21 protein-coding genes are annotated in these 20,927 nt (G+C 72.7%); 6 read left to right on the forward strand and 15 right to left on the reverse strand.

Features of this window, described 5'->3' with window-relative positions:
* Window positions 1–96: 96 nt before the first annotated feature.
* Entirely contained in the window at window positions 97–852 is a 756-nt protein-coding gene (locus D476_RS0105065) for a TetR/AcrR family transcriptional regulator (protein ID WP_017622889.1), read from the reverse strand.
* 98 nt (window positions 853–950) lie between these two features.
* Between D476_RS0105065 and D476_RS0105070 the strand changes: the two genes are divergently transcribed.
* The gene (locus D476_RS0105070) at window positions 951–2,102 is read left to right on the forward strand and encodes an acyl-CoA dehydrogenase family protein (protein ID WP_017622890.1); all 1,152 of its coding nucleotides are present in this window, start codon (window positions 951–953) and stop codon (window positions 2,100–2,102) included.
* A 147-nt stretch (window positions 2,103–2,249) separates the two neighbouring features.
* On the opposite strand, the gene D476_RS0105075 is transcribed toward D476_RS0105070, so the two are convergent.
* Window positions 2,250–3,767, reverse strand: a complete 1,518-nt coding sequence (locus tag D476_RS0105075) for an MFS transporter (RefSeq protein ID WP_017622891.1) — start codon at window positions 3,765–3,767, stop codon at window positions 2,250–2,252.
* A 73-nt stretch (window positions 3,768–3,840) separates the two neighbouring features.
* Here D476_RS0105075 and D476_RS0105080 point away from each other — a divergent pair, with 73 nt between their 5' ends.
* Window positions 3,841–4,431, forward strand: coding sequence for a TetR/AcrR family transcriptional regulator (locus D476_RS0105080; protein WP_017622892.1), 591 nt, complete (start codon window positions 3,841–3,843; stop codon window positions 4,429–4,431).
* On the opposite strand, the gene D476_RS0105085 is transcribed toward D476_RS0105080, so the two are convergent.
* Window positions 4,385–5,392 (reverse strand): GlxA family transcriptional regulator, encoded by a 1,008-nt coding sequence (locus D476_RS0105085; protein ID WP_017622893.1) that lies wholly within the window; start codon window positions 5,390–5,392, stop codon window positions 4,385–4,387. The genes D476_RS0105080 and D476_RS0105085 overlap by 47 nt on opposite strands.
* Before the next feature lie 102 nt (window positions 5,393–5,494).
* Here D476_RS0105085 and D476_RS0105090 point away from each other — a divergent pair, with 102 nt between their 5' ends.
* Entirely contained in the window at window positions 5,495–6,232 is a 738-nt protein-coding gene (locus tag D476_RS0105090) for an NAD(P)H-dependent oxidoreductase (protein ID WP_017622894.1), read from the forward strand.
* A gap of 57 nt (window positions 6,233–6,289) precedes the next feature.
* Here D476_RS0105090 and D476_RS0105095 read toward each other — a convergent pair whose 3' ends face one another.
* The 3 genes from D476_RS0105095 to D476_RS0105105 are packed head-to-tail and all read right to left on the reverse strand — an operon-like array spanning window position 6,290 to window position 7,723.
* Window positions 6,290–6,712 carry an NUDIX hydrolase gene (locus D476_RS0105095; protein WP_017622895.1) on the reverse strand — a complete coding sequence of 141 codons (423 nt, stop codon included), beginning with the start codon at window positions 6,710–6,712 and terminating at the stop codon, window positions 6,290–6,292.
* 7 nt (window positions 6,713–6,719) lie between these two features.
* The gene (locus D476_RS0105100) at window positions 6,720–6,908 is read right to left on the reverse strand and encodes a DUF397 domain-containing protein (protein ID WP_017622896.1); all 189 of its coding nucleotides are present in this window, start codon (window positions 6,906–6,908) and stop codon (window positions 6,720–6,722) included.
* On the reverse strand, window positions 6,905–7,723 hold the full coding sequence (locus D476_RS0105105) for a helix-turn-helix domain-containing protein (protein ID WP_017622897.1): 819 nt from the start codon (window positions 7,721–7,723) through the stop codon (window positions 6,905–6,907). Before D476_RS0105105 ends, D476_RS0105100 begins: the two co-directional genes overlap by 4 nt.
* A gap of 158 nt (window positions 7,724–7,881) precedes the next feature.
* On the opposite strand from D476_RS0105105, the gene D476_RS0105110 reads away from it, so the two are divergent.
* Together D476_RS0105110 and D476_RS0105115 are read left to right on the forward strand one after the other, a co-directional pair.
* Complete coding sequence (locus D476_RS0105110) at window positions 7,882–8,388, forward strand: ATP-binding protein (RefSeq protein ID WP_026123254.1); 507 nt, start codon at window positions 7,882–7,884, stop codon at window positions 8,386–8,388.
* Window positions 8,389–8,567: 179 nt separating this feature from the next.
* Complete coding sequence (locus D476_RS0105115) at window positions 8,568–9,044, forward strand: hypothetical protein (RefSeq protein WP_017622899.1); 477 nt, start codon at window positions 8,568–8,570, stop codon at window positions 9,042–9,044.
* Window positions 9,045–9,094: 50 nt separating this feature from the next.
* On the opposite strand, the gene D476_RS0105120 is transcribed toward D476_RS0105115, so the two are convergent.
* The 4 genes from D476_RS0105120 to D476_RS0105135 form a co-directional block, all read right to left on the reverse strand.
* The gene (locus D476_RS0105120; RefSeq protein ID WP_017622900.1) at window positions 9,095–10,696 is read right to left on the reverse strand and encodes a serine/threonine-protein kinase; all 1,602 of its coding nucleotides are present in this window, start codon (window positions 10,694–10,696) and stop codon (window positions 9,095–9,097) included.
* A gap of 134 nt (window positions 10,697–10,830) precedes the next feature.
* Window positions 10,831–11,928: a cytochrome P450 family protein gene (locus D476_RS0105125; protein WP_017622901.1), complete on the reverse strand. Its 1,098-nt coding sequence runs from the start codon at window positions 11,926–11,928 to the stop codon at window positions 10,831–10,833.
* Entirely contained in the window at window positions 11,925–13,262 is a 1,338-nt protein-coding gene (locus D476_RS0105130) for a cytochrome P450 family protein (protein WP_017622902.1), read from the reverse strand. The genes D476_RS0105125 and D476_RS0105130 overlap by 4 nt, the downstream gene beginning before the upstream one ends.
* A 169-nt stretch (window positions 13,263–13,431) precedes the next feature.
* Entirely contained in the window at window positions 13,432–15,714 is a 2,283-nt protein-coding gene (locus tag D476_RS0105135; protein ID WP_017622903.1) for a heavy metal translocating P-type ATPase, read from the reverse strand.
* 121 nt (window positions 15,715–15,835) lie between these two features.
* Here D476_RS0105135 and D476_RS0105140 point away from each other — a divergent pair, with 121 nt between their 5' ends.
* The gene (locus D476_RS0105140) at window positions 15,836–16,330 is read left to right on the forward strand and encodes an SRPBCC family protein (RefSeq protein WP_040725329.1); all 495 of its coding nucleotides are present in this window, start codon (window positions 15,836–15,838) and stop codon (window positions 16,328–16,330) included.
* Between the two features lie 7 nt (window positions 16,331–16,337).
* Here the strand turns inward: D476_RS0105140 and D476_RS0105145 are convergent, their stop codons facing one another.
* The 5 genes from D476_RS0105145 to narI all read right to left on the reverse strand — a co-directional run bounded on the left by D476_RS0105145 (window position 16,338) and on the right by narI (window position 20,897).
* Window positions 16,338–16,937, reverse strand: a complete 600-nt coding sequence (locus D476_RS0105145) for a GNAT family N-acetyltransferase (protein ID WP_017622905.1) — start codon at window positions 16,935–16,937, stop codon at window positions 16,338–16,340.
* A 191-nt stretch (window positions 16,938–17,128) separates the two neighbouring features.
* Window positions 17,129–18,580 carry an alanine/glycine:cation symporter family protein gene (locus D476_RS0105150; protein WP_017622906.1) on the reverse strand — a complete coding sequence of 484 codons (1,452 nt, stop codon included), beginning with the start codon at window positions 18,578–18,580 and terminating at the stop codon, window positions 17,129–17,131.
* A 315-nt stretch (window positions 18,581–18,895) separates the two neighbouring features.
* Complete coding sequence (locus tag D476_RS0105155; protein WP_017622907.1) at window positions 18,896–19,219, reverse strand: GNAT family N-acetyltransferase; 324 nt, start codon at window positions 19,217–19,219, stop codon at window positions 18,896–18,898.
* Window positions 19,207–20,187: a DUF5996 family protein gene (locus tag D476_RS0105160; RefSeq protein WP_017622908.1), complete on the reverse strand. Its 981-nt coding sequence runs from the start codon at window positions 20,185–20,187 to the stop codon at window positions 19,207–19,209. The genes D476_RS0105155 and D476_RS0105160 overlap by 13 nt, the downstream gene beginning before the upstream one ends.
* Complete coding sequence (narI, locus tag D476_RS0105165) at window positions 20,178–20,897, reverse strand: respiratory nitrate reductase subunit gamma (protein WP_040725339.1); 720 nt, start codon at window positions 20,895–20,897, stop codon at window positions 20,178–20,180. The genes D476_RS0105160 and narI overlap by 10 nt, the downstream gene beginning before the upstream one ends.
* Between the last annotated feature and the right edge of the window lie 30 nt (window positions 20,898–20,927).

Raw genomic sequence — 20,927 nt, forward strand, 5'->3', positions numbered from 1 at the left:
GGCGTCCGGATGCGAGATCACCGCGAACGTCCTGCGGCGGCCCGCCTCGGCCAGCACCTCTGTCGCCGTCACCGCGCCCGCCTCCCTCTTCGCTGGTCAGATACGCCCACGCGAATCTACCGCAGCGGGAGGGTCACCCGGCTCCAGTGCCCGGCGCACCCGGCGGGCGACCTCGTCGGGGTCGGTGCCGGGCGGGTAGACCGCGACCACGACCCCGCCGCCCGGGCCGCCTGCGCCACCCGCACCGGGGGACCCGCGCAGCACGTCGCCCAGCCCTTCGGTGACGAACGCCATCGCGCGGTCGAACCGGTCCCAGGGCACCGGCCGGTCCGGTTCGCGCAGCCACGACCGCAGCACGTGGTTGTGCGCGGCGATGACCGAGGCCGCCACCGCCTCGGCCGCGAGCGCGCGCTCGGTGTCGCGCTCCCCGCCCGCCAGGTAGCGGCGGAACGCCGACTGGTAGCGCGCGGTCATCGCGATCTCCCGGTCGCGCAGCCGCGGTACGGCCCGCACGAGGCGGAACCGGCGCACGGAGGTGTCCGGCTCGGCCGCGTAGCCCTGGAAGACCATGCGGGCGGCGGCGGTGACCGTCGCGACCGGGTCGTCGCCGGGGGCGGCGTCCAGGAAGCGCCGCACCGTCCCGTACAGGTCCTCGTGCTCGGCGAAGAGGATGTCCTCCTTGGTGCCGAAGCGCCGGAAGAGGCTGCGGCGGCTCAGCCCCGCCTCCTCGGCGACGTCCCCCATGGTGGTGGCGTCGTAGCCGCGGCGCTCGAAGAGCCGCACCGCGGCCGCGACCACCGCGTGCCTCTCCTCCGCCCGGTCGTCCGCCCGATCGTTCGCTCTGCCGGTCATGCCCCTCCTCACCCCCTCCCCGATAACGTACGCTGTCACGTGATGCCAGTATCAGGCACTCAGTGCCAGACATGCCGCGCGCACCGCCAGGAGGGCCGATGAGCTTCGATCTGTTCACCACCGCCGAGGAGCACGAGGAGCTGCGCGCCGCGGTGCGCGCGGTGGCCGAGGACAAGATCGCCCCGCACGCGGCGGCGGTCGACGAGAAGAGCGCGTTCCCGCAGGAGGCTTACGACGCGCTGCGGGCGACCGACTTCCACGCCCCGCACATCGGTGAGGCCTACGACGGCGTCGGCGCCGACGCGCTGGCCACCTGCATCGTGATCGAGGAGGTGGCACGGGCCTGCGGTTCGTCCTCGCTCATCCCGGCGGTGAACAAGCTCGGCACCATGCCGCTCATCCTGGGCGCCTCGGAGGAGGTCAAGCAGCGCTACCTGCCGCCGGTGGCGCGCGGCGAGGCGATGTTCTCCTACGGCCTGTCCGAGCGCGAGGCCGGGTCCGACACCGCGAGCATGCGCACCCAGGCGGTCCGCGACGGGGACGAGTGGGTGATCAACGGCCAGAAGTCGTGGATCACCAACGCCGGGGTGAGCTCGTACTACACGGTCATGGCGGTGACCGACCCGGACGGCAAGCGCGGCGGCAACGTGACCGCGTTCGTGCTGCACGCCGACGACCCCGGGTTCACCCTGGGCGAGCCCGAGCGCAAGCTCGGCATCAAGGGCTCGCCCACCCGCGAGCTGTTCTTCGACGACGTGCGCATCCCCGACGACCGCCGGGTGGGCGGGGTCGGCGAGGGCCTGAAGATCGCGCTGCGCACCCTGGACCACACCCGGGTCACCATCGGCGCCCAGGCCGTGGGCATCGCCCAGGGGGCGCTGGACGCCGCCGTGGCCTACGTCAAGGAGCGCAAGCAGTTCGGCAAGGCGGTCGCCGACTTCCAGGGCGTGCAGTTCATGCTGGCCGACATGGCGATGAAGCTGGAGACCTCCCGCCAGATGGTCTACGCGGCGGCCGCCAAGTCCGAGCGGGGCGACTCCGACCTGTCCTTCTTCGGGGCGGCGGCCAAGTGCTACGCCTCCGACGCGGCCATGGAGATCACCACCGACGCCGTCCAGCTCCTGGGCGGGGCCGGGTACGTGAAGGACTTCCCGGTCGAGCGCATGATGCGCGACGCGAAGATCACCCAGATCTACGAGGGCACCAACCAGATCCAGCGCATGGTGATGGCCCGCCAGCTGCTGAAGTAGCCCCGAGACACAGGAAAGCCCTGGTCACAATGGATGCCTCGCGCGCAGGGGCACCCAGGCGGCCAGGGCCTTTCGTGTTCCGCCGGTGTTCCGCCGGTGTTCCGTCAGGGACGCGCCGCTCGGTCGCGCTCCCGTGCCGGGACGGCCTCACCTCCCCCGCAGGGCCAGGGCCGAGAAGACCGCCACCACCGCCATCACGCCCGCCCCCGTCAGGGCCGCGGCGTTCATGCCCTGGGTGAACGCCGTGAAGGCGGTGTCCAGCAGGCCCCTGCCGGCCTCGCCCATCGCCGCCGCCTGCTCGGCGGCGGCCGCGACCGTCTGGCCGGGCGCCCCGTCCGCGGCCGCCGGGGCCTGCTCGCGCATCGTGCCCTGGTACACGGCCGCGGCGATGGTGCCCAGGATCGCGATGCCCAGTGCGTTGCCCAGCTCGACGGCGGTCTCCGACACCGCCGAGGCCGCTCCCGCGCGCTCGCGCGGGGCCGAGCCCAGAACCAGGTCGTTGGCCAGCGAGCTCGCCGCCCCGACGCCCAGGGTGACCACGATGTAGGCGCCGATGAACAGCGGCACCGGCGATGTGGGCCCCACCATCGCGATCCCGGTGAACCCGAGCGCGCTGACGGCCAGGCCCGAGGCGATCACCGCCCCGCGCGGCACGCGCCGGACCAGGCCCCCCGCCGCCGCGACCCCGGCGACCGTGCCGAGGAAGGTGGGCAGGGCCCACACGGCCGCCCAGAACGGGCTCAGGCCGTGCACGACCTGCAGGTAGGTGAAGGCCAGGAAGCCCATCCCGGCCGCGGCCAGCGACACCGCCCCGTTGGCGGCGACGGCGGCGCTGAACGCGGGGTTGCCGAACAGGCTCAGGTCGATCAGCGGGTGCGCGGCCCTGCGCTGGCGCAGCACGAACAGCACCCCGCCCAGCAGGCCCCCGGCCAGGGCGAGCGCGGCGGCCGCGTCCGGGCCGTACTCGGTGGCGTGCTTGACCGCGAAGACGGTGCCCAGCAGCGCCGCCAGCGACAGCAGCGCCCCCGGCAGGTCGAAGGACCCGCCCTCGGGCGCCCGGGACTCGGGGACCAGCAGCGGCGCCGCCACCAGCAGCACCGCCATCACCGGCACGTTGACCAGGAAGACCGACCCCCACCAGAAGTGCTCCAGCAGCAGGCCGCCGAGGACCGGGCCGGCCACGGCGCCGCCGCTGAAGGCGGCCGTCCAGGCGCCCACCGCCGTGCGGCGCTGCCCGGGGTGCGCGAAGAGCCCGCGGATCAGGGCCAGCGTGGAGGGGGCGAGGGTGGCCGCGCCGACGCCCAGCAGCACGCGCCCGGCGATGAGCAGCTCGGCGGTGGGGGCAAAGGCCACCAGGGCCGAGGCCGCGCCGAAGGCGGCGCCTCCGGCCAGCAGGAGACGCCGACGGCCGATCCGGTCGCCCAGCCCGCCCATGGCGATCAGCAGGGAGGCCATGACGAAGCCGTAGACGTCCATCATCCACAGCCACTGGGCGGCGGTGGGGTCGAAGGCGGCGGCCAGCGCGGGAGCCGCCACGAACAGCACCGAGATGTCCATCGACACCAGCAGCGCGGGCAGCAGCAGCACGGCCAGCCCGGCCCAGGCGCGGGCGCCGGCGCGGGGCGGTTCCGGTTCGGTGGTCGGGGTGGTGGGTGTCGTCGCCATGCCCCGGATCGTACGTACGTCATAGACACCCGTCAATATGTACGTACGTCCAAGAGCGCGGTAGGATGCCGCCATGAACCACCGCGACGATCTGCTCGAAGGCGCCAAGAAGTGCCTGGTGGAGAAGGGCTACGCGCACACCACGGCGCGCGACATCGCCGCCGCCTCCGGCGCGCACCTGGCCTCCATCGGCTACCACTACGGATCGAAGGACGCGCTGATGCACGCCGCGGTCATCGCGGCGACCAGCGAGTGGGGCGACACCGTCGCCGAGGCGCTGGAGTCGGTCGAGGAGCCGGACCCGCAGACGCGGCTGGCCGCGCTGCTGGAGCGGATGCGCGCGATCCTGCCCGAGGACCGGGACCTGCTGCTCGCGAGCGTCCAGGCCTACGCCGAGGCGCAGTTCTCCCCCGACCTGCGCTCGGCGCTCGGCGCGGCCTACCAGGAGGCCCACCGGGACTTCGCGGCGCTGCTCGACCCGGGCTCGGAGGGGACCCCGGAGGGCCTCGCCCTGGGCGGCGCCGCCTACGCGCTGTTCTCCGGCATCATCCTCCAGTCGCTGATCGACCCGGACGCCCTTCCCGGCACCGAGGCCCTCATGGCGGCGCTGCGCCGCCTCACCGGCGCGCCCGAGCCGGGGGCGCAGGAGGGGCCGGAGGGGTAGGCCCGCGGAAGGTCCTGCGGTACTCGGTGGGCGACACCCCGGCGTCGGCCTTCATGTGCGCGCGCAGCGAGGCCGCCGTGCCCAGCCCCGCCTTCTCGGCCACCCGGTCGACCGGCAGGTCCGTGGCCTCCAGCAGCTCGCGCGCGTAGGCCAGGCGCTGCCGGTGCAGCCAGCGCGCGGGCGACTCGCCGGTCTCCTCGCGGAAGCGCCGGGTGAAGGTGCGCACGCTCATCGACGCCCGGCCGGCCATCTCGGCCAGCCGCACGGGCCGGGCCAGGTCGGCCTCGGCCCAGGCCCGCGCCGCCGCCGTGGCCCCGCCTTCGGCGGGGCGCGGCACCGGCCGCTCGATGTACTGGGCCTGCCCGCCGTCGCGGTGCGGGGGCACGACCGTGCGGCGGGCGACCTCGGCCGCGACCGCCGCCCCGTGGTCCCGGCGGACCATGTGCAGGCACAGGTCGATCCCGGCGGCCACGCCCGCGGCGGTGAGCACGTCGCCCTCGTCGGTGTAGAGCACGTCCGGTTCCACCCGCACGGCCGGATAGAGCCGCGCCAGCAGCCCCGCCGAGCGCCAGTGCGTGGTGGCCCGCCGCCCGTCCAGCAGCCCGGCGGCGGCGAGCACGAAGGACCCGGTGCAGATCGACGCGTACCGCGCCCCGGGCGGGATCCGGGCGAAGGCCTCGGCCAGCTCCCCCTCCAGCGGACCGCCGTGCGGCTCGTAGTCGACGTCGGAGGCGGGCACCACCACGGTGTCGGCCTCGGCCAGGGCCTCGGGCCCGTGGTCGACGTTGAAGGTGAAGTCGGCGTCGGTGCGGACCACGCCGGGGCGGACGGCGCAGGTGACGACGGAGTAGAGCGGGAACCCGTCGGCGGAGCGCGCCTCGCCGAAGACCCGGTGGACGATCCCGGTCTCCATCGGCAGCGCGCCGTCCCGGACGAGCAGCGCGACACGGTGACGGTTCATGGCCCGATTCTTGCGCATATCGGCCGACGGGCCACTCGCCGGGGTGCGGCTTCGGGCCGCAGGATCGACGTGTTCCCGACGAACGGCTAGGAGAGATCCCCGATGAACGTCCTCTGGGTCTTCGCCCACCCCGACGCCCGCTCCCTCAACGGGGCGCTGCGGGACACCGCACTGCGCGCCCTCGCCGAGGAGGGCCACTCCGTGCGGGAGTCCGACCTGTACGCGATGGAGTGGAACCCGGTCGTCACCCCCGCCGACTTCGGGCACGACCCCGCCGAGCGGCTGCGGGNGGCCCTCGCCCCGGAGATCGTCGCCGAGCAGGAGAAGCTCCTGTGGGCCGACACGGTGGTCGTCCAGTTCCCGCTGTGGTGGTACGGCGTCCCGGCGATCCTCAAGGGCTGGTTCGACCGCGTCCTCACCCTGGGGTTCGGCTACGGGGTGTACGACCCCGACACCGGGCGCGCCCTGCGCTACGGCGAAGGCCCGCTGTCGGGCAGGCGCGCGCTCGCGGTGACCACCGTCGGCGCCCGGGAGACCTCGATCGGCCCGCGCGGCGTCAACGGCGCCATCGAGGACATTCTCTTCCCGCTCAACCACGGCACCTTCTGGTACACGGGCATGGACGTGCTGCCGCCGGTGGTCGTGCACAGCGCCGACCGCTCCTCGGCCGAGGACGCCGAGCGCGCGGGCAAGCACCTGGCCGAGCGCGTCCTGGCGGCCTGGCGGACCGACCCGATCCCGTTCCGCTCCCAGAACGGCGGCGACTACGACGACGCCCTGGTGCTGCGCCCGGAACTGGCGCCCGGCGAGGAGGGGAACGCCGCCCACCTGGTGCGCTAGCGAGCCGGGCCAGGAAGCCAGCACAGGTGGCGCCTTCTCCATCGGGCCTTCAGAACTTCAGAGGAGGTCACGGCCATCGTGGGTTCGGATGGCGGGGGAGGCAGCAGGGGCAAGGGCGTCGAGGAGGCGGCAGGCGTAGGCGGGCGCCATTCGGGCCGCGACCTCGTCTGGGGTGAGCCAGTCGATGCCGGTGGTCTCGTCGGTCAGGTGCGGCGCACCCGAAGTCGGGGCGCAGCGGAAGACCAGCGCCACGACGTGGGCCTTCATGTTCTTGTACACCCCGGTGAGGGGCCCAACGCGCACGTGGAGGCCGGTCTCCTCGCGGATCTCGCGGCGGACACCGGTCTCGAAGTCCTCACCCGGCTCCAGGACACCGCCCGGGGGCTCCCAATGCCCGTTGTCGGCACGGCGGATGGCCAGGACGCGGCCGTCCTCGCGGACGACCGCACCAGCGACGGAGACGGAGTGATGGGGAGGCACTGGGGGATTAGAAGGCGTCCCGCTTGGCGGCGTCGATGAAAGCGCGCCACTCGGGGGATCTGAAGAGCAGTGCGCCGAGGTCACGGTGCTTGGTGTCGCGCACGGCGCTGGAACCGGGGGAGTCTGCGACCTCAACACACTCCCCACGGTCCGTACTGTAGGTCGATGTCCGCCAGGCCCAATCCGCGCTGGTCATCGGAACTCTCCTCGCACTTCTTCGATCAGTTTCCGCGACTCCGGTTGCGGCAGCGCCGCTCCTCGGAGGTCGGCGAAGCGTTCACTGAACTCTTTGAGATCTGCGGAATCCTGGATCAGGATGCCAGCTTGCGCATGCTCCAGATACAGCACGTCGGTTCCATCGTCCGCCCGGACGAGCCGGAACGCACCGGCCAACCCAGGGTGCTGCTCAGTTCGGTAAGGCACGATCTGGAGGGCCACCCTGGGCTCGCTCCCCACTTCCAGAAGTCGTTCGAGCTGGTCAGCCATGACGCGCGGCCCTCCGACCGGCCTTCGGATGACCATCTCATCCAACACCACGAGGAGCAGAGGCGGTGCAGGCTGCTGCCGCCCCAGGATCTCCTGACGACGACGCCGCCCCTCGACGACCTCCTCGACCTCTTCGGACGTGCGAGAGGGACGGCCGGCGATAGCGAGCGCCTGGGTATAGGCGCTGGTCTGCAGCAGCCCGGGAACGAGGACCGCGTGGTACTCGCGGATCTCGGTGGCCCGCTGTTCGAGCAGCACGATGTCGCGGAGCCAGTCGGGGTACCCCTCGTTCGTGTTGAGAGTCTTCCATAGGTCGGTCAACGCACCATCGGTTGAGAAGACCTGGTCGAATTGCGCTACATACTCCGGTTTCACTCCGCGGATGCCGCGCTCGATCGCACTGACCATCGCATGCGTCAGAGAGAGCCTCTTGGCCACTTGCGCCTGCGATAGCCCAGCCTGGACGCGCCTCCGCTTCACCTCACGCCCGAACTTGATCCACGCCGACTTCGCTCGATCGACCACACCCCAAGTATCAACCGATCTGAAACGAAAATCAACCAGCCTCAACACATATCGACCCGACCGTTGAAGCACTGGCGCGCCCGATTCCCTCGTAAGCATGCTGTTCGCATGAGGATCACTGTTTCAGTGAAACACTGATTCACCCAATGGAGGGTGATATGTCTGTTTATGCACGAGGGGCCGCCTTCCGGTCGGTGCGGTGGGAACCGCGCATCTACCCCGGCACGCTCTCCCAGGCATCGCGCGTGCGCCACCACGTGCGCACCGACCTGAAGGGCTTCCCCGACGACGCCGTCGACAGCGTGGAGCTGTGCTGCTCCGAACTCTTCGCCAACGCCGTCGCCTACACCGCCTCCGGGCACGAGGGCGGGGAGGTGGTCCGCCGCCTGTGCCTGCACCGGCCCGGCACCCTCCGGTTGCAGGTCACCGACTCCGGGTGGACCCCCACCCGGCCCGCCGTCCCCACCGACCGCACCACCCACGACTGGGCCGAGGCCGAAGGCCAGCGCGGCCTCCTGCTCATCGACTCCCTCGCCCACCGGTGGGGCTATTTCCCCGTCCTGGCCCACCCGAGCCTGAACCTGGGCCTGTGCGTGTGGGCCGACCTTCCCGTCGACCCCGACCAGGTCCCCCGGGGTCTGGAGCCCTTCATCTTCACCGCCTGAAACGAAGAAGCCCCCAAGACCGCTGCGGCCGCCCCGGGAGGGGAACCCGGTCCGGACGGCCTCCTGGGGCCCGGTGCCGCGAAACGAGGGGGCGGCACCGCACCCCACGGCCCCGGGCCACAGAGGGCGGCCGCAGCACCCTTCCCCCGTCAAGCACGACGCAAGGATTCACCTGTGCCATGAACACCGACCAGGCCCCCGCCCCCACGGCCACCGGGCCCACCACCCACCCCAACCCGCGCATCCGCTCCGTCCTGGACGCACCCAAGGGCCGACGCTTCAACCGCGCCCGCCCCTACGCCGAACTCCCCCGGCCCGCCGGGCCCCGCCCAACGACCAACCTGCGCCTCCCGGCCAACGGCCAGGGCCAGGACCGTACGCTCCCGCCGTGGCTGGCCCGCGTGCACGCCGAACTCGCCCCTCAGGAACAGAACGCGACCCCGCCCGAGGCCAGACACCGCAGGTCCCGCGTCCCAGCGAACGCACCCGCTGGCCCGTCCCCCATGGCCAAGAAGCGGAAGAGACTCTTCCCGAGAGGGCGCCTCCGGCGCCCCCGCGCGCTGACCGAGTCCGCCCGCCGCTGGGAGAGCACCCGACACGCATGCACGGTCCTGGGCATGCTCCTGACCGCCTACGCCATCGGCCTCCTGGGCTGAATCGACAGGAACGGGCCCGCACACCCCGGCACCGCGAAGCGGCCCCGACGCTAGGCCGCGGGCTCGAAGGACGCGGTGACCGCGTCCAGCAGCTCCCGGTTCTCCTCCCAGGTGTCCGGCGGGGAGACGAGGAACAGCGCGTACCCCTTCTCCTCGGTGTGGAACGCCCGGTTCACCGCGTGCCGCCCGTCGAAGGTGAACTCCCAGTCGGCCGCGCTGACGTAGCGCTCGACGAAGGGCTCCTCCAGGGCCTCGATGCTCTGCCTCTCGTACCCCGAGAAGTTGCTGGAGATGGCCCCCTCCTGCTGCTCCCAGTCCTCCTTGGCGTTGTCGCCGGGGCTGTCGGTCTGGTCGATCTGGAGGTAGCCGCCCCCGGGGATGTCGAAGAACACGCTGCTCCCCTGCCGGTCGCGCAGCTCCCACCCCTCGGGCAGGTCCACGGAGAACCCGGTCTCGTCCTCGTAGGACGCCGTTTCGGTCTCGGGCGAGGGGGATGCGGACGGCGACGGGGACGACGACGGCCCGGGGCCGTCCTCGGACGAGGGCGTCCCGGCCGCCTGCGGGGGCGTTCGGGGGTCCGGGTCGGCCCCGTCAAGGCCGCCGTTGCCCAGCCAGAAGGCCAGGCCGACGGCGGCGGCCGCCACCACGGCGGCGGCGCCGCCCAGGACGAGGGGCCTGCGGCCGCGGCCGCCCCCGCCGGAGGACCCGTCCCCGGCGCCGGGCGGCAGGGACGGGGCCGGGACGGAGGGCATCGCGGCGGCGGCCGGGGTGGGAGTGGCGGCGGCGGGGGCCGCCGCCTGCGCCCTCCTCCCCTTCTTCTTCGCCTTCTCGGCCGCCTCGGCCAGCATCCGGTGCACCTCGGCGATGGCCGGGCGCCGCTGCGGGTCCTTGTCCAGCAGCGCCTCGATCACCGGGGCCAGCACGCCCGCGTTCCGCGGCGGCGGCACCTCCTCGGTGACGATGGCGGTCAGCGTCCCCACCGCCGCCTCCCGGGCGAACGGCACCCGCCCCTCCACCGCCTGGTAGAGGGTCACCCCCAGCGACCAGATGTCGGAGGCCGGGGTGGCCGGGCCGCCCTGCGCCTGCTCGGGCGAGAGGTAGCCGGGCGAGCCGACCAGCAGCCCGGTGCGGGTCAGCCCGGAGGTCCCCTCCAGCCGGGCGATGCCGAAGTCGGTGAGGACCGCCCGGTCCCCCGCCGCGATCAGCACGTTGCCGGGCTTGATGTCGCGGTGCACGATGCCCCGGTCGTGCGCGATGGACAGCGCGGTGGCCGTCTGCACCCCGATGGCGGCCGCCCGCCCGGGGTCGAGGGCGCCGTCCTCCTTGATGACCGTGCCCAGCGAGCGCCCGCGCACCAGCTCCATCACGATCCACGGCCGCTCGTCGCTGTCCACCACGTCGAAGACGGTGATGATGGAGGGGTGGCCCAGACGCGCCGCGCTGCGCGCCTCGCGCAGCATCCGGGTGCGCAGCACCTCCACCTCGGCGTCGGGCAGGTGCGGCGGGATGGTGAGCTCCTTGACCGCGACGGGGCGGTCGAGCAGCTCGTCGGTGCCGCGCCAGACACGGCCCATGCCGCCCGCACCGATCAGCTCGGTGAGCCGGTAGCGCCCGGCCAGCAGGTGGCCGGGCGCGGTCTGCTCTGTACTCATGGGTGGGGCTTCCTCGGGTCCTCGGGCAGCCCGGCCGCCGCGGCCGCGCCGTCACCTAGGCGAGTCTAAATGCCCGCCGACGCGCCGAATCTGAGGGCGTGTCCGGAATCGGACACGCCCTCGGCGGACCCGGCTCAGCCCTTGCGCTCCTCCCCCAGGCGCACCCGCAGCGTGACCACGCCGTTGGAGACGATGGAGGGCACCTGCTCGGGATCGGTGTCCAGCAGCTCCATGTCCGGGAAGCGCGCGAAGAGCGCGGGCAGCGCGGTGTTCAGCTCCATCCGCGCCAAGTTGGCGCCCAGGCAGTAGTGCGGCCCGTGCGAGAAGGACACGTGGGACTTGTCCTCACGCGTGAGGTCGAAGCGGTCGGCGGTGTCCCCGTGCACCCGGGGGTCGCGCCCGGCCGAGCCGTAGGAGACCAGCAGCGCGTCGCCCGCGGGGATGGTCGTGCCCTCGACCACCAGGTCCTTGGCGGCGAAGCGCAGCGGCACGTTCTGGATCGAGGTGTTCCAGCGCAGCGTCTCCTCGACCGCGTCGCTCCACGAGCGCTCCCCGCGCACCACCAGGTCGAGCTGGTCGCGGTGGGTCAGCAGCGCCTGCACCGCGTTGGTCAGCACGTTCATGGTGGTCTCGAACCCGGCGCCGATGATCAGGATCAGCGTCCAGACCAGCTCGGACTCACTGAGCCGGTCGTTGTCCTCATCGCGCGCGGCGATGAGGGCGCTGGTCATGTCGTCGGCGGGGGAGGACCGCTTGCGCTCGATCAGCCCGGTGAGGAACCGCTGGGTGCCCTCGTGGTTCTCCAGCGCCTGCTCGGGGGTGATGGTCTGGTCGAACATCATCCCGATGCGCCGGTGCAGCTCGTCGCGGGAGCCGTCGTCGTCCACCCCGAACAGGTCGCTGATCACCGTCATCGGCAGCGGATAGGCGTAGTCGGCCTTGACGTCGGCGACCGGCCCGCCGGCGGCCATCCGGTCCAGCAGCTCCTCCACCAGCTCCTCGATGCGGGCGCGCATCCCCTCCACCCGGCGCGGGGTGAACGCCTTGGAGACCAGCTTGCGCAGCCGGGTGTGGTCGTCGTCGTCGCGGGCCAGCATGTTCTCGGCGGCGACCCAGGAGATGAGCTGCCAGTCGGGGCGGATGCGCCCCTCCCGCCAGGCCCGCCAGTGCACCGGGTTCTTCTTGACGTCGGGGTGGGTGACGACCTCGCGCACGGTCTCGTAGCGGGTCACCGACCACGCAGCAACCTCACCAGGAAGCTCGACAGGGACGACTGCACCGGCTTCTCGGAGCTCTGCCGCCTGGGGGTGGAGGTCTCCTGTGCCGAGTCGGACGGGGTCCACGGCGTTCCTTCCTCTTCCGGGGCCTGGGGGGTGAACGCGACGGGCAGCCGCGTGAGCGCGTGGGCGAACGGCGAGATGCGCCAGGAGAGCTCGTCGGGGGCGACGCCGAGCCGCAGCCCGGGCAGGCGCCGGATGAGCACCTCGATCCCGGCGACGGCGATGGCGGTCGCGATGTCCTTGGCCGGGCAGCGGTGCGCGCCCACGCCCCAGGCCAGGTGGGCCCGGTTGGGGGCGTCGTCCAGCCGGTCGGCGTACTCCTCGGCGAGGAGGCGGTTGGCGGCGGCGAAGCCCAGCAGCACCGGCGTGCCCTCGGGCACCACGGCCCCGCCGGGCACCTCCACGTCCCGCACCGGGTACATCACCGGGTAGTTGGTGACCGGGGGCGCGCTCCACATGACCCGCTCGATGGCCTCGTCGATGCCGGTGCGCGCCCCGGCCAGGTCGTCGCCGAGCGCGCGGTCGGTGAGCAGCACCCGGACCGAGTTGGACAGCAGGGCCGCGCTGGGCTCGTGCCCGGCCCCGACCATGAGCACCAGGTGCTGCAGCACCTCCTCGTCGGAGAGCCCGGCCCGGTGCCGCATGAGCGTGCTGGTGATGTCGTCGCCCGGGTGGGTGCGCTTGCGGTCGATGTGGGCCGAGAGCACCCGCTCCAGTTCGGCGTTGGCCCGCTCGGCGTCCACGCCGTCCCACATGTCGCGCAGGGCGGTGAAGAAGCGGCGGCCGGACTCGTGGTCCATGCCGAACATGCCGTTCATGACCAGCAGCGGCAACGGGCGCGCGAACTCCTCCATGAGCTCGGCCTCGCCGCGCGCGCAGAACCCGTCGACGAGCCGCTCGGCGACGGACCGCGCCTCGGCGCCGACCCGGCCGGGCTCGAACGGGCTGAGGGAGTCGACCATGGCGCGGCGCACCCTGCGGTGCGCCTCGCCGTCGGAGAACAGGGCGTTGGGGCGGTGGCCCATCATCCCCAGCAGGGAGGAGTCGTCGGGGATGCGCCCCTCGCGCCAGTCCCTCCACCGGCGCGCGTCCCGGCTGAAGGTGCGCTCATCCCGGCACCAGGCGGTGATCAGGGCGTAGTCGACCACCAGGCGCCCCTCCACGCCGGGCTCCAGCATCACGGGGATGACGGGCCCGTGCTCCTTGCGCATCCGCGCGTAGGCCGCGTGGTGGTCGGCGTGGAAGCCGGGGTCGTACAGCTCCAGAGGGGGGTGGCCGGTCGCCAATGCCGATTCCGTTCTCGTCGCTCGCCGGGACGTTCGGAAATGCCCCGGATCCGGGGGGTACGCCGGGCAACGGTAGCGGCCCGGGGCCCACGGCGACAGGGGCGCCCCCACGGTCCGTGACCGCGGGGGCGCGCTGTGCTGGGGTTTCGGTTTTCCGGTCGGACCGCAATCAGGAGGGGTCGGCGGCCCGGAAGCGGCGCAGCCGCAGGCTGTTGCCGACCACGAAGACGCTGGAGAAGGCCATCGCCGCACCGGCGATCATCGGGTTCAGCAGCCCGGCGGCGGCCAGCGGCAGCGCCGCGGTGTTGTAGGCGAAGGCCCAGAACAGGTTCCCCTTGATGGTGCGCAGCGTGCGGCGGGAGAGCCGGATGGCGTCGGCGGCGGCCCGCAGGTCGCCGCGGACCAGCGTCAAGTCCCCGGCCTCGATGGCCACGTCGGTGCCGGTCCCCATGGCCAGGCCCAGGTCGGCCTGGGCCAGGGCGGCCGCGTCGTTGACGCCGTCGCCGACCATGGCCACCGCACGGCCCTCCTCCTGCAGCTCGCGCACCTTGGCGACCTTGTCCTGGGGCAGTACCTCGGCGATCACCCGGTCGACGCCGACCTCGGCGGCCACGGCCTGGGCCACCGCGGTGTTGTCGCCGGTGAGCAGCACCGGGCTCAGCCCCAGCTCGCGGAAGCGGCGCACCGCCTCGGCGCTGGTGGGCTTGACCGTGTCGGAGACGACCAGCACGCCGCGGGCGGCGCCGTCCCAGCCGACCGCGACGGCGGTGCGGCCCTTGGACTCGGCCTCCTCCTTGGCCCGGCGCAGCCCCTCGGGCAGCGTCTGGGACCACTCCTGAAGCAGCGCGGTGCGGCCGACCAGGACCAGGTGGCCCTCGACGACGCCCCGGACGCCCAGGCCCTCCTGGTTGGCGAAGTCCTCGGCGGCGGGCAGGTCCCCGGCCCGCTGGGCGGCGCCCTTGGCGATCGCCCGGGCGATGGGGTGCTCGGAGGAGTCCTCCAGCGCCCCGGCCAGGCGCAGCAGCTCGCGCTCGTCCTGGCCCTCGACGGTGTGCACCTCGGAGAGGACCATGGTGCCGGTGGTGACGGTGCCGGTCTTGTCCAGCACGACCGTGTCGATGCGGCGGGTGGACTCCAGCACCTCCGGGCCCTTGATCAGGATGCCCATCCGGGCGCCGCGGCCGGTGCCGACCATGAGCGCGGTCGGGGTGGCCAGGCCCAGGGCGCAGGGGCAGGCGATGATGAGCACCGCGACGGCGGCGGTGAAGGCCGCGGCGGCCCCGGCGCCGGTGATCAGCCAGAACGCCAGGGTGCCGAGGGCCAGCAGGATGACGACGGGCACGAACACCCCGGAGACCCGGTCGGCCAGGCGCTGGATCCGCGCCTTGCCGTTCTGCGCCTCCTCGACCATGCGGGCCATCTGCGCCAGCTGCGTGTCGGAGCCGACCCGGGTCGCGCGCACGGTGATCCGGCCGCCGGAGTTGACGGTGGCCCCGGCCACCGGTGCCCCGGGGGCGACCTCGACCGGCACCGATTCGCCGGTGAGCATGCTCATGTCGACCGCGGAGGTGCCCTCCTCGACGACGCCGTCGGTGGCGATCTTCTCGCCGGGGCGGACGACGAACACGTCACCCACGGCCAGCTCCCCGACGGGGACGCGCACCTCGGTGCCGCCGCGCAGCACCGCCACGTCCTTGGCGCCCATCTCCAGCAGCGCCTTGAGCGCGGCGCCCGCGCGGCGCTTGGACCGGGCCTCGAAGTAGCGGCCCAGGAGGATGAAGGAGGTGACGCCCGCGGCGACCTCCAGGTAGATGCTGTCCGCCCCTTCGCCGCGCGCCACGGTCAGCTCGAAGGCGTGGACCGTTCCGGGCGTGCCGGCGGTGCCGAAGAACAGGGCGTACAGCGACCAGAGGAAGGCCGCGAGGGTGCCCATCGACACGAGGGTGTCCATGGTGGCGGTGCCCTGCTTGAGGTTCTTCCAGGCGGCCGTGTGGAACGGCAGCGCGCCCCACACCAGGACGGGGGCGGCGAGCGTCAGCGAGAGCCACTGCCAGTAGGTGAACTGCAGGGCCGGGACCATCGCCATGGCGATGACGGGGACCGCGAGCACGAGGCTGATGACGGTGCGGTCGCGCAGGGGCGCGACCGGGTCGTCCTCCGGGCGCTCCTCCCCGGAGTCCCCGGCGCCGCGGGACGGCGGGGCGGGCAGGGCGGCGCCGTACCCGGCCTTCTCGACCTGGGCGACCAGGTCCTCGGGGGCGACGCCGTCGGCGAAGTCGACCTGGGCCTTCTCCGTCGCATAGTTGACGGTCGCGGTGACGCCGTCCATCTTGTTCAGCTTGCGTTCGATGCGGTTGGCGCAGGAGGCGCAGGTCATGCCGGTGATGGCCAGCTCCACCCGGCCCGCGGGCGCCGGGAGCGCCTGTGGATGCACCTGATCGGTTCCGCTCATGCCGCGTTCCTCTCGTGTCCCGTCGACCACTCTACCCGGTGTACCATACCCCCCTAGGGTATGCAACGGCCACGTGGGGGCCCACACCCCTGTGGAACCGGGGGCGCGCTACATTCGGCGCATGTACTCCCTAGAGGACCGCAGAGTCGAGGTGGAGACGCGTATCGAGGCCGCACCCGCGCGCGTATGGGCCCTGGCCTCGGACATCACCGTGCCGCCGCGGTTCAGCGGCGAGCTGCGGAGCGCCGAGTGGCTCGACGGCGCCGACGGCCCACGCGTCGGGGCGCGCTTCGCGGGCCGCAACCACAACGAGTACATGGGCGAGTGGACCACCACGAGCGAGGTGGTCGAGGCCGACGAACCGCACACGTTCGCCTGGCACGTCCTGCTCCCCGACGAGCGGCGGGTCGCCGCCTGGCGCTTCGACGTGCGCGCGGAGGGCGAGGGGACCGTGCTGCGCCAGTCGATGAGCATCGGCCCCGACCCCGGTCCGATGGACGAACTCGCCGGGAAGCGGCCGCACGACGCGGACCGGATCGTGGCGAAGCGCCTGGCCATGCTGGAGGAGGGTATGCGGGCCACCGTCGACGGGATCCGCGGCCTCGCCGAGGCCTGAGGGGCCCTCAGGCCTCCTTGAGGTCCAGCCGGGCGATGGGGCGCCCGCTCACCGGGTGGGCGTCGCAGGTGAAGCCCGCCTTGCGGAACATCCGGACGGTCCCGGTGTAGACCTCCGCACTGGGGGCGCGGCCTCCCGCGGTGTCGACGGGGTAGGCCTCCAGGAAGCGCCCTCCCTCGGCGCGCGCGTACTCGATCGCGGCGTCGAGCAGGCGGGTGCCCAGCCCTTTGCGCCGGCCGCGCGGAGGGAGCCAGAAGCACACCACCGACCACACCCCGGGCTCGTCGGGGTCGACGGGGCGCAGCGCGCGCGAGCGGGTGAGGCGGACGAACTCCTCGCGGGGCGAGACGGCGACCCAGCCGCACGGCTCCCTGCCCTCGTAGGCGATCAGGCCGGGGATCCTGCCTTCGAGGGTGATCCGGCGCAGGGCCTCCTTGTTGGTCCGACCGCGTTCGGGGGGCGGGCAGGAGACGCTCTCGGAGTAGTCCTTGGCCCGGCGCCGGAAGTAGGCGCACCAGCAGTGCCCGTAGGCGCCTGTGGGGCCGAACATCCGTTCCAGGTCGTTCCAGCGGTCCGGGGTGGCGGGCTCGATCGAGACGATGGTCATCCAGTCCCCCTGGGAACAGGCACACAGATGTGAGGTAGAACACTAGCGAGTCGGGACGGTTCCGGCATCATCCCGTTGCCCGCATTGCGGGGGTTCATCGCTCTATCCGCGCTTTGCCGGATTCCTCCGGAGAACGGACGGGGCGCCCCGCGGGTGCGGGGCGCCCCGTCGCGGTGTCCGGGCCGGTCCGGTCAGTCGGCGGCGCGCGCCTCCTCCTCGACCTCGCCCTCCCAGCACTGGACCCCCGGGATGTGCCGCACCCGGTCCCGCGTGAAGACCGGGTCCAGGCCCTGGCCGCGCTGTCCGAGGTAGTCGCGCAGAAGGAGCACGGCCACCCCGCCCAGCGGCGCGATCGCCACCAGGTTGACCAGCGCCATCAGGCCCATCGTGGTGTCGGCCAGGCTCCACACCAGCGCCACCTGGCCGATGGAGCCCAGGAAGGTGGCGACCAGGAAGACGACCTGGAAGCCGGCCATCACGCCCTTCCTCCGGCTGATGAAGCGGACGTTGGCCTCGCCGTAGTAGTAGTTGCCCAGCACGGAGCTGAAGCACAGCAGCAGCAGGACGAAGGTCAGCGCGTGCACCGACCAGTCGCCCAGGCCCGCCTGCAGGGCGTCCTGCGTCATGGACGGCCCGCGCTCCTCGCCGTAGACCGGGTTGGAGACCAGGATCAGGAAGGCCGTCATGGTGCAGATGATCAGGGTGTCGAAGTAGACGCCCAGGGTCTGCACCAGGCCCTGCTTGACCGGGTGGCTCACCGAGGCGGTGGCCCCGGCGTTGGGCGCCGACCCCAGCCCGGCCTCGTTGGAGAACATGCCCCGCCGCACGCCCTGGACGATGACGGTGCCGATGGTGGCGCCGGCCACCTCGCGCAGCCCGAAGGCGCTCTCGAAGATCAGCGCGAACACCGGGCCGATCTGGTCGGCGTTGAGCACCACGACGACCAGCGCCATCAGGATGTAGACCAGCGCCATGAACGGCACCAGCGCCTGGGTCACGTGCGCGATGCGGCGCACGCCGCCGAAGACGACCAGCGCGGTGACCGCGACCAGCGCCAGCCCGACGGCCGGGGCCAGCCAGCCGGGGGCGGACGCTCCGGCCGCCTCGACCGAGTTCGCCACGGCACCGGAGATGGTGTTGGACTGCACCGCGTTGAAGACGAAACCGAAGGTGACCGTGATGAGCACGGCGAAGATCAGGCCCATCCAGCGGGCGCCGAGCCCGTGCTGCATGTAGTAGGCGGGGCCGCCGCGGAACCCGGTCGCGTCGCGCACCTTGTACAGCTGTGCGAGGGTCGACTCCACGAAGCTCGCGGCGCCCACGAGCAGGGCCATGATCCACATCCAGAACACGGCGCCGGGACCGCCGACGGCGATCGCCCCCGCGACGCCGACGATGTTCCCGGTTCCCACGCGCGCCGCGGCGGAGATCGAGAACGCCTGGAAGGGCGAGATGGCCTTCTTGCCGTCGGGCGCGGTCTCCGGCGTGCCCCGCAGCTGGCGCACCATGTCGGGGACCAAGCGGATCTGCACCCCGGCGAGCCGCACGGTGAAGTACAGGCTCAGGCCGGCCAGCACCGGGATGAGGAGGAACTGCCAGAAGGCGTCCGTAGCGGTGACCAGGAGGTCGTTTATGGTCTCCAAGACCCTGGTGCTCCTTTGCTTCAGGGGGAGGAATGAGGGCAAGACCCCTCATTACCCCCGCATCGGCTCGGAACACCGGATTCGGTCACCCGTTGTCGGATGACAACCGTTCTGTGATCTGGGCCCCGCTCGGCCGCTAGGGCGTGTTGATTGGATCATGGCCGTAGAGGGCGCTGGCGGTGTCATGTCCATCGCAAGGCCGCTGTGTTCCCGAAAAGCAGGAGGAGTCAGCCTGGGCGCGCTGCCGACCGATGGGAACGCGGCGAGGGGCGTGCCTGGGCGCCGCGCAGTAGGTCATGATCCAATCGACACGCCCTAGTCGGTCACGGTGCTCGGCGGGCGCCGGTAGACGAGGTCCTGGTACTCGGGGTGGCGCTGGATCCACCCCTGGTAGAAGGGGCACAGCGGCAGCACGACCATCCCGCGCGAGCGCACGTCGTCCAGGGACGCCCGGACGAGCGCGCTGCCGACCCCCTTGCCCTCGTAGGACGGGTCGACCTCGGTGTGGGTGAAGACCACCATCTCCCCCGCCAGGAGGTACTCGGCGAACCCGGCGGCCCCGCCCTCCGGCCCGGCCTCGCGCGCCTCGTACCGCCGCCGCGCCGGGACGTCGGTCACCGTCAGGCTCACGTCTGCCACCAGTTGCTCCTCAGCTTGTCGTGCGGGTCGGTCACTCCGTCGGGGCAGGCCAGCCGGTCGGTGTCCCACCCGAGCAGCGGCGCCCCGGCCTCGTAGGCGGCCTGGTAGAAGGCGAGCACGGCCGCACGCGGGTCGGCGGCCTCGCGCGCCCTGCCGTAGCGCAGCAGCGCCAGGTGCCCGTGCCCGCGCTCGGCCCACTCCGCCCCCTCCGGGAGCGGCGCCGTGTCCAGCCCCTCGGGTTCGGGGGCGGTGTAGGAGTAGAAGGCGGGCTCGGGGACGCTGTCGTCGCCGAACCAGAAGCCGAAGCTGACCGCCTCCTCGGAGTAGGCCTCGCGGATGAGTGGGCCCGCCTCCTCGGGCTGGCGGACGGCGACGCCGCCGAAGCGCGTCACCGCGATGTCGAAGGTGTGCCAGAAGTGGTGCACGGGGCTGGTCTTCCCCGAGTACCCGGCGGCGAACTCCTCCAGGATCTCCCCCACCCGCCCCAGCACCCTGAAGTACCGGTTCGCCCAGAACGGCTGGTAGGCGGCGTGCTCGGTGTCCTCGGCGAAGGGCCGGTCCGCGTCGGGCAGGTCGTAGGGGTAGGGGTGGGCGATCTCCACGTGCACGCCCAGTCCGTCCAGGGCGCTCAGCAGTTCCCGGTAGAACGAGGCGACGCTGTGCCCGGCCAGCGGGAAGGCCGCGGTGCGCCCTTCCTCGGTGCAGGCGACCAGCAGGTGGCGGACGAAGTCGAAGTCGACGGTGAACAGCGGGTTGCCGTCGACCATGCCCATCGGGCGCGAGGTGAGCCCGGTCCCGGTCAGGTGGAAGGGCACGTTCCACCAGTGGTTGCGCCGCGGGCTGGAGGCGAGCCGCACCTTGCCCACGATCTGCTCGAACCGGTGCAGCGTCTCCTTGGTGCGGGCCCACTCCTCCAGGGGCATCGACGGCAGCACCGTCGGCGCCACGGCCTCGGTCATCAGCTCCATCCCCTCCGCGCCGGGCGGACCCCCGGCGCCGTACGGCCGCTCCGCGAGCGGTAGACCACATACGGCCGGAACAGGTAGAACCACGGTGCGCTGAAGGCGTGCACCAGCCGGGTGAAGGGGAAGACCGCGAACAGTGCCATGCCCACCAGGGCGTGGACCTTGAACGCCGTCCCCGCCGCCGCCATGGCCGGCACGTCCGGGGCGAGCACCCAGATGCTCCGCCACCACACCGAGACGGTCGTGCGGTAGTCCGGCTCGTGCGCCCCGGTGAACTCGGCGGCGGTGGAGACCAGGGTGGTGGCCAGCCCGGCGAGGATCGCCAGCACCAGCACCGCGTACATCAGCTTGTCGTTTCCGGTGGTCGCGCTGAACACCGGGCCGGTGGTGCGGCGCCGCCAGACCAGCAGCGCCACCCCGGCCAGCGTGCACACCCCGGCGACGGCGCCCAGTCCCAGGGCCAGGGCGTGGTAGGCGGCGTCGGAGACGCCCGCCGCGCGCGTCCAGCCGCGGGGGACGACCAGCCCCGCCGCGTGGCCGATGATCACGACCAGCAGCCCGAAGTGGAACAGCGGGCTGCCGATCCGCAGCAGCCGGGACTCGTACAGCTCGGAGGAGCGGGTCGTCCAGCCGAACTGGTCGTAGCGGTACCGCCACAGGGCCCCGCCGACGAAGAGCACCAGCACCACGTAGGGGAGCACGCCCCACAGCATCACGTCGGCCACGGCAGGGCCCCCCCGCCC

Source organism: Nocardiopsis chromatogenes YIM 90109, assembly GCF_000341185.1.
GTDB lineage: Bacteria > Actinomycetota > Actinomycetes > Streptosporangiales > Streptosporangiaceae > Nocardiopsis_A > Nocardiopsis_A chromatogenes.

Coding starts and splice junctions, on each gene's coding strand:
- D476_RS0105065 (WP_017622889.1), bottom strand. CDS start 852: ATGACCGGCAGAGCGAACGATCGGGCGGACGACCGGGCGGAGGAGAGG.
- D476_RS0105070 (WP_017622890.1), top strand. CDS start 951: ATGAGCTTCGATCTGTTCACCACCGCCGAGGAGCACGAGGAGCTGCGC.
- D476_RS0105075 (WP_017622891.1), bottom strand. CDS start 3,767: ATGGCGACGACACCCACCACCCCGACCACCGAACCGGAACCGCCCCGC.
- D476_RS0105080 (WP_017622892.1), top strand. CDS start 3,841: ATGAACCACCGCGACGATCTGCTCGAAGGCGCCAAGAAGTGCCTGGTG.
- D476_RS0105085 (WP_017622893.1), bottom strand. CDS start 5,392: ATGAACCGTCACCGTGTCGCGCTGCTCGTCCGGGACGGCGCGCTGCCG.
- D476_RS0105100 (WP_017622896.1), bottom strand. CDS start 6,908: ATGACCAGCGCGGATTGGGCCTGGCGGACATCGACCTACAGTACGGAC.
- D476_RS0105110 (WP_026123254.1), top strand. CDS start 7,882: ATGTCTGTTTATGCACGAGGGGCCGCCTTCCGGTCGGTGCGGTGGGAA.
- D476_RS0105115 (WP_017622899.1), top strand. CDS start 8,568: ATGAACACCGACCAGGCCCCCGCCCCCACGGCCACCGGGCCCACCACC.
- D476_RS0105120 (WP_017622900.1), bottom strand. CDS start 10,696: ATGAGTACAGAGCAGACCGCGCCCGGCCACCTGCTGGCCGGGCGCTAC.
- D476_RS0105135 (WP_017622903.1), bottom strand. CDS start 15,714: ATGAGCGGAACCGATCAGGTGCATCCACAGGCGCTCCCGGCGCCCGCG.
- D476_RS0105140 (WP_040725329.1), top strand. CDS start 15,836: ATGTACTCCCTAGAGGACCGCAGAGTCGAGGTGGAGACGCGTATCGAG.
- D476_RS0105145 (WP_017622905.1), bottom strand. CDS start 16,937: ATGACCATCGTCTCGATCGAGCCCGCCACCCCGGACCGCTGGAACGAC.
- D476_RS0105160 (WP_017622908.1), bottom strand. CDS start 20,187: ATGGAGCTGATGACCGAGGCCGTGGCGCCGACGGTGCTGCCGTCGATG.
- narI (WP_040725339.1), bottom strand. CDS start 20,897: ATGCTGTGGGGCGTGCTCCCCTACGTGGTGCTGGTGCTCTTCGTCGGC.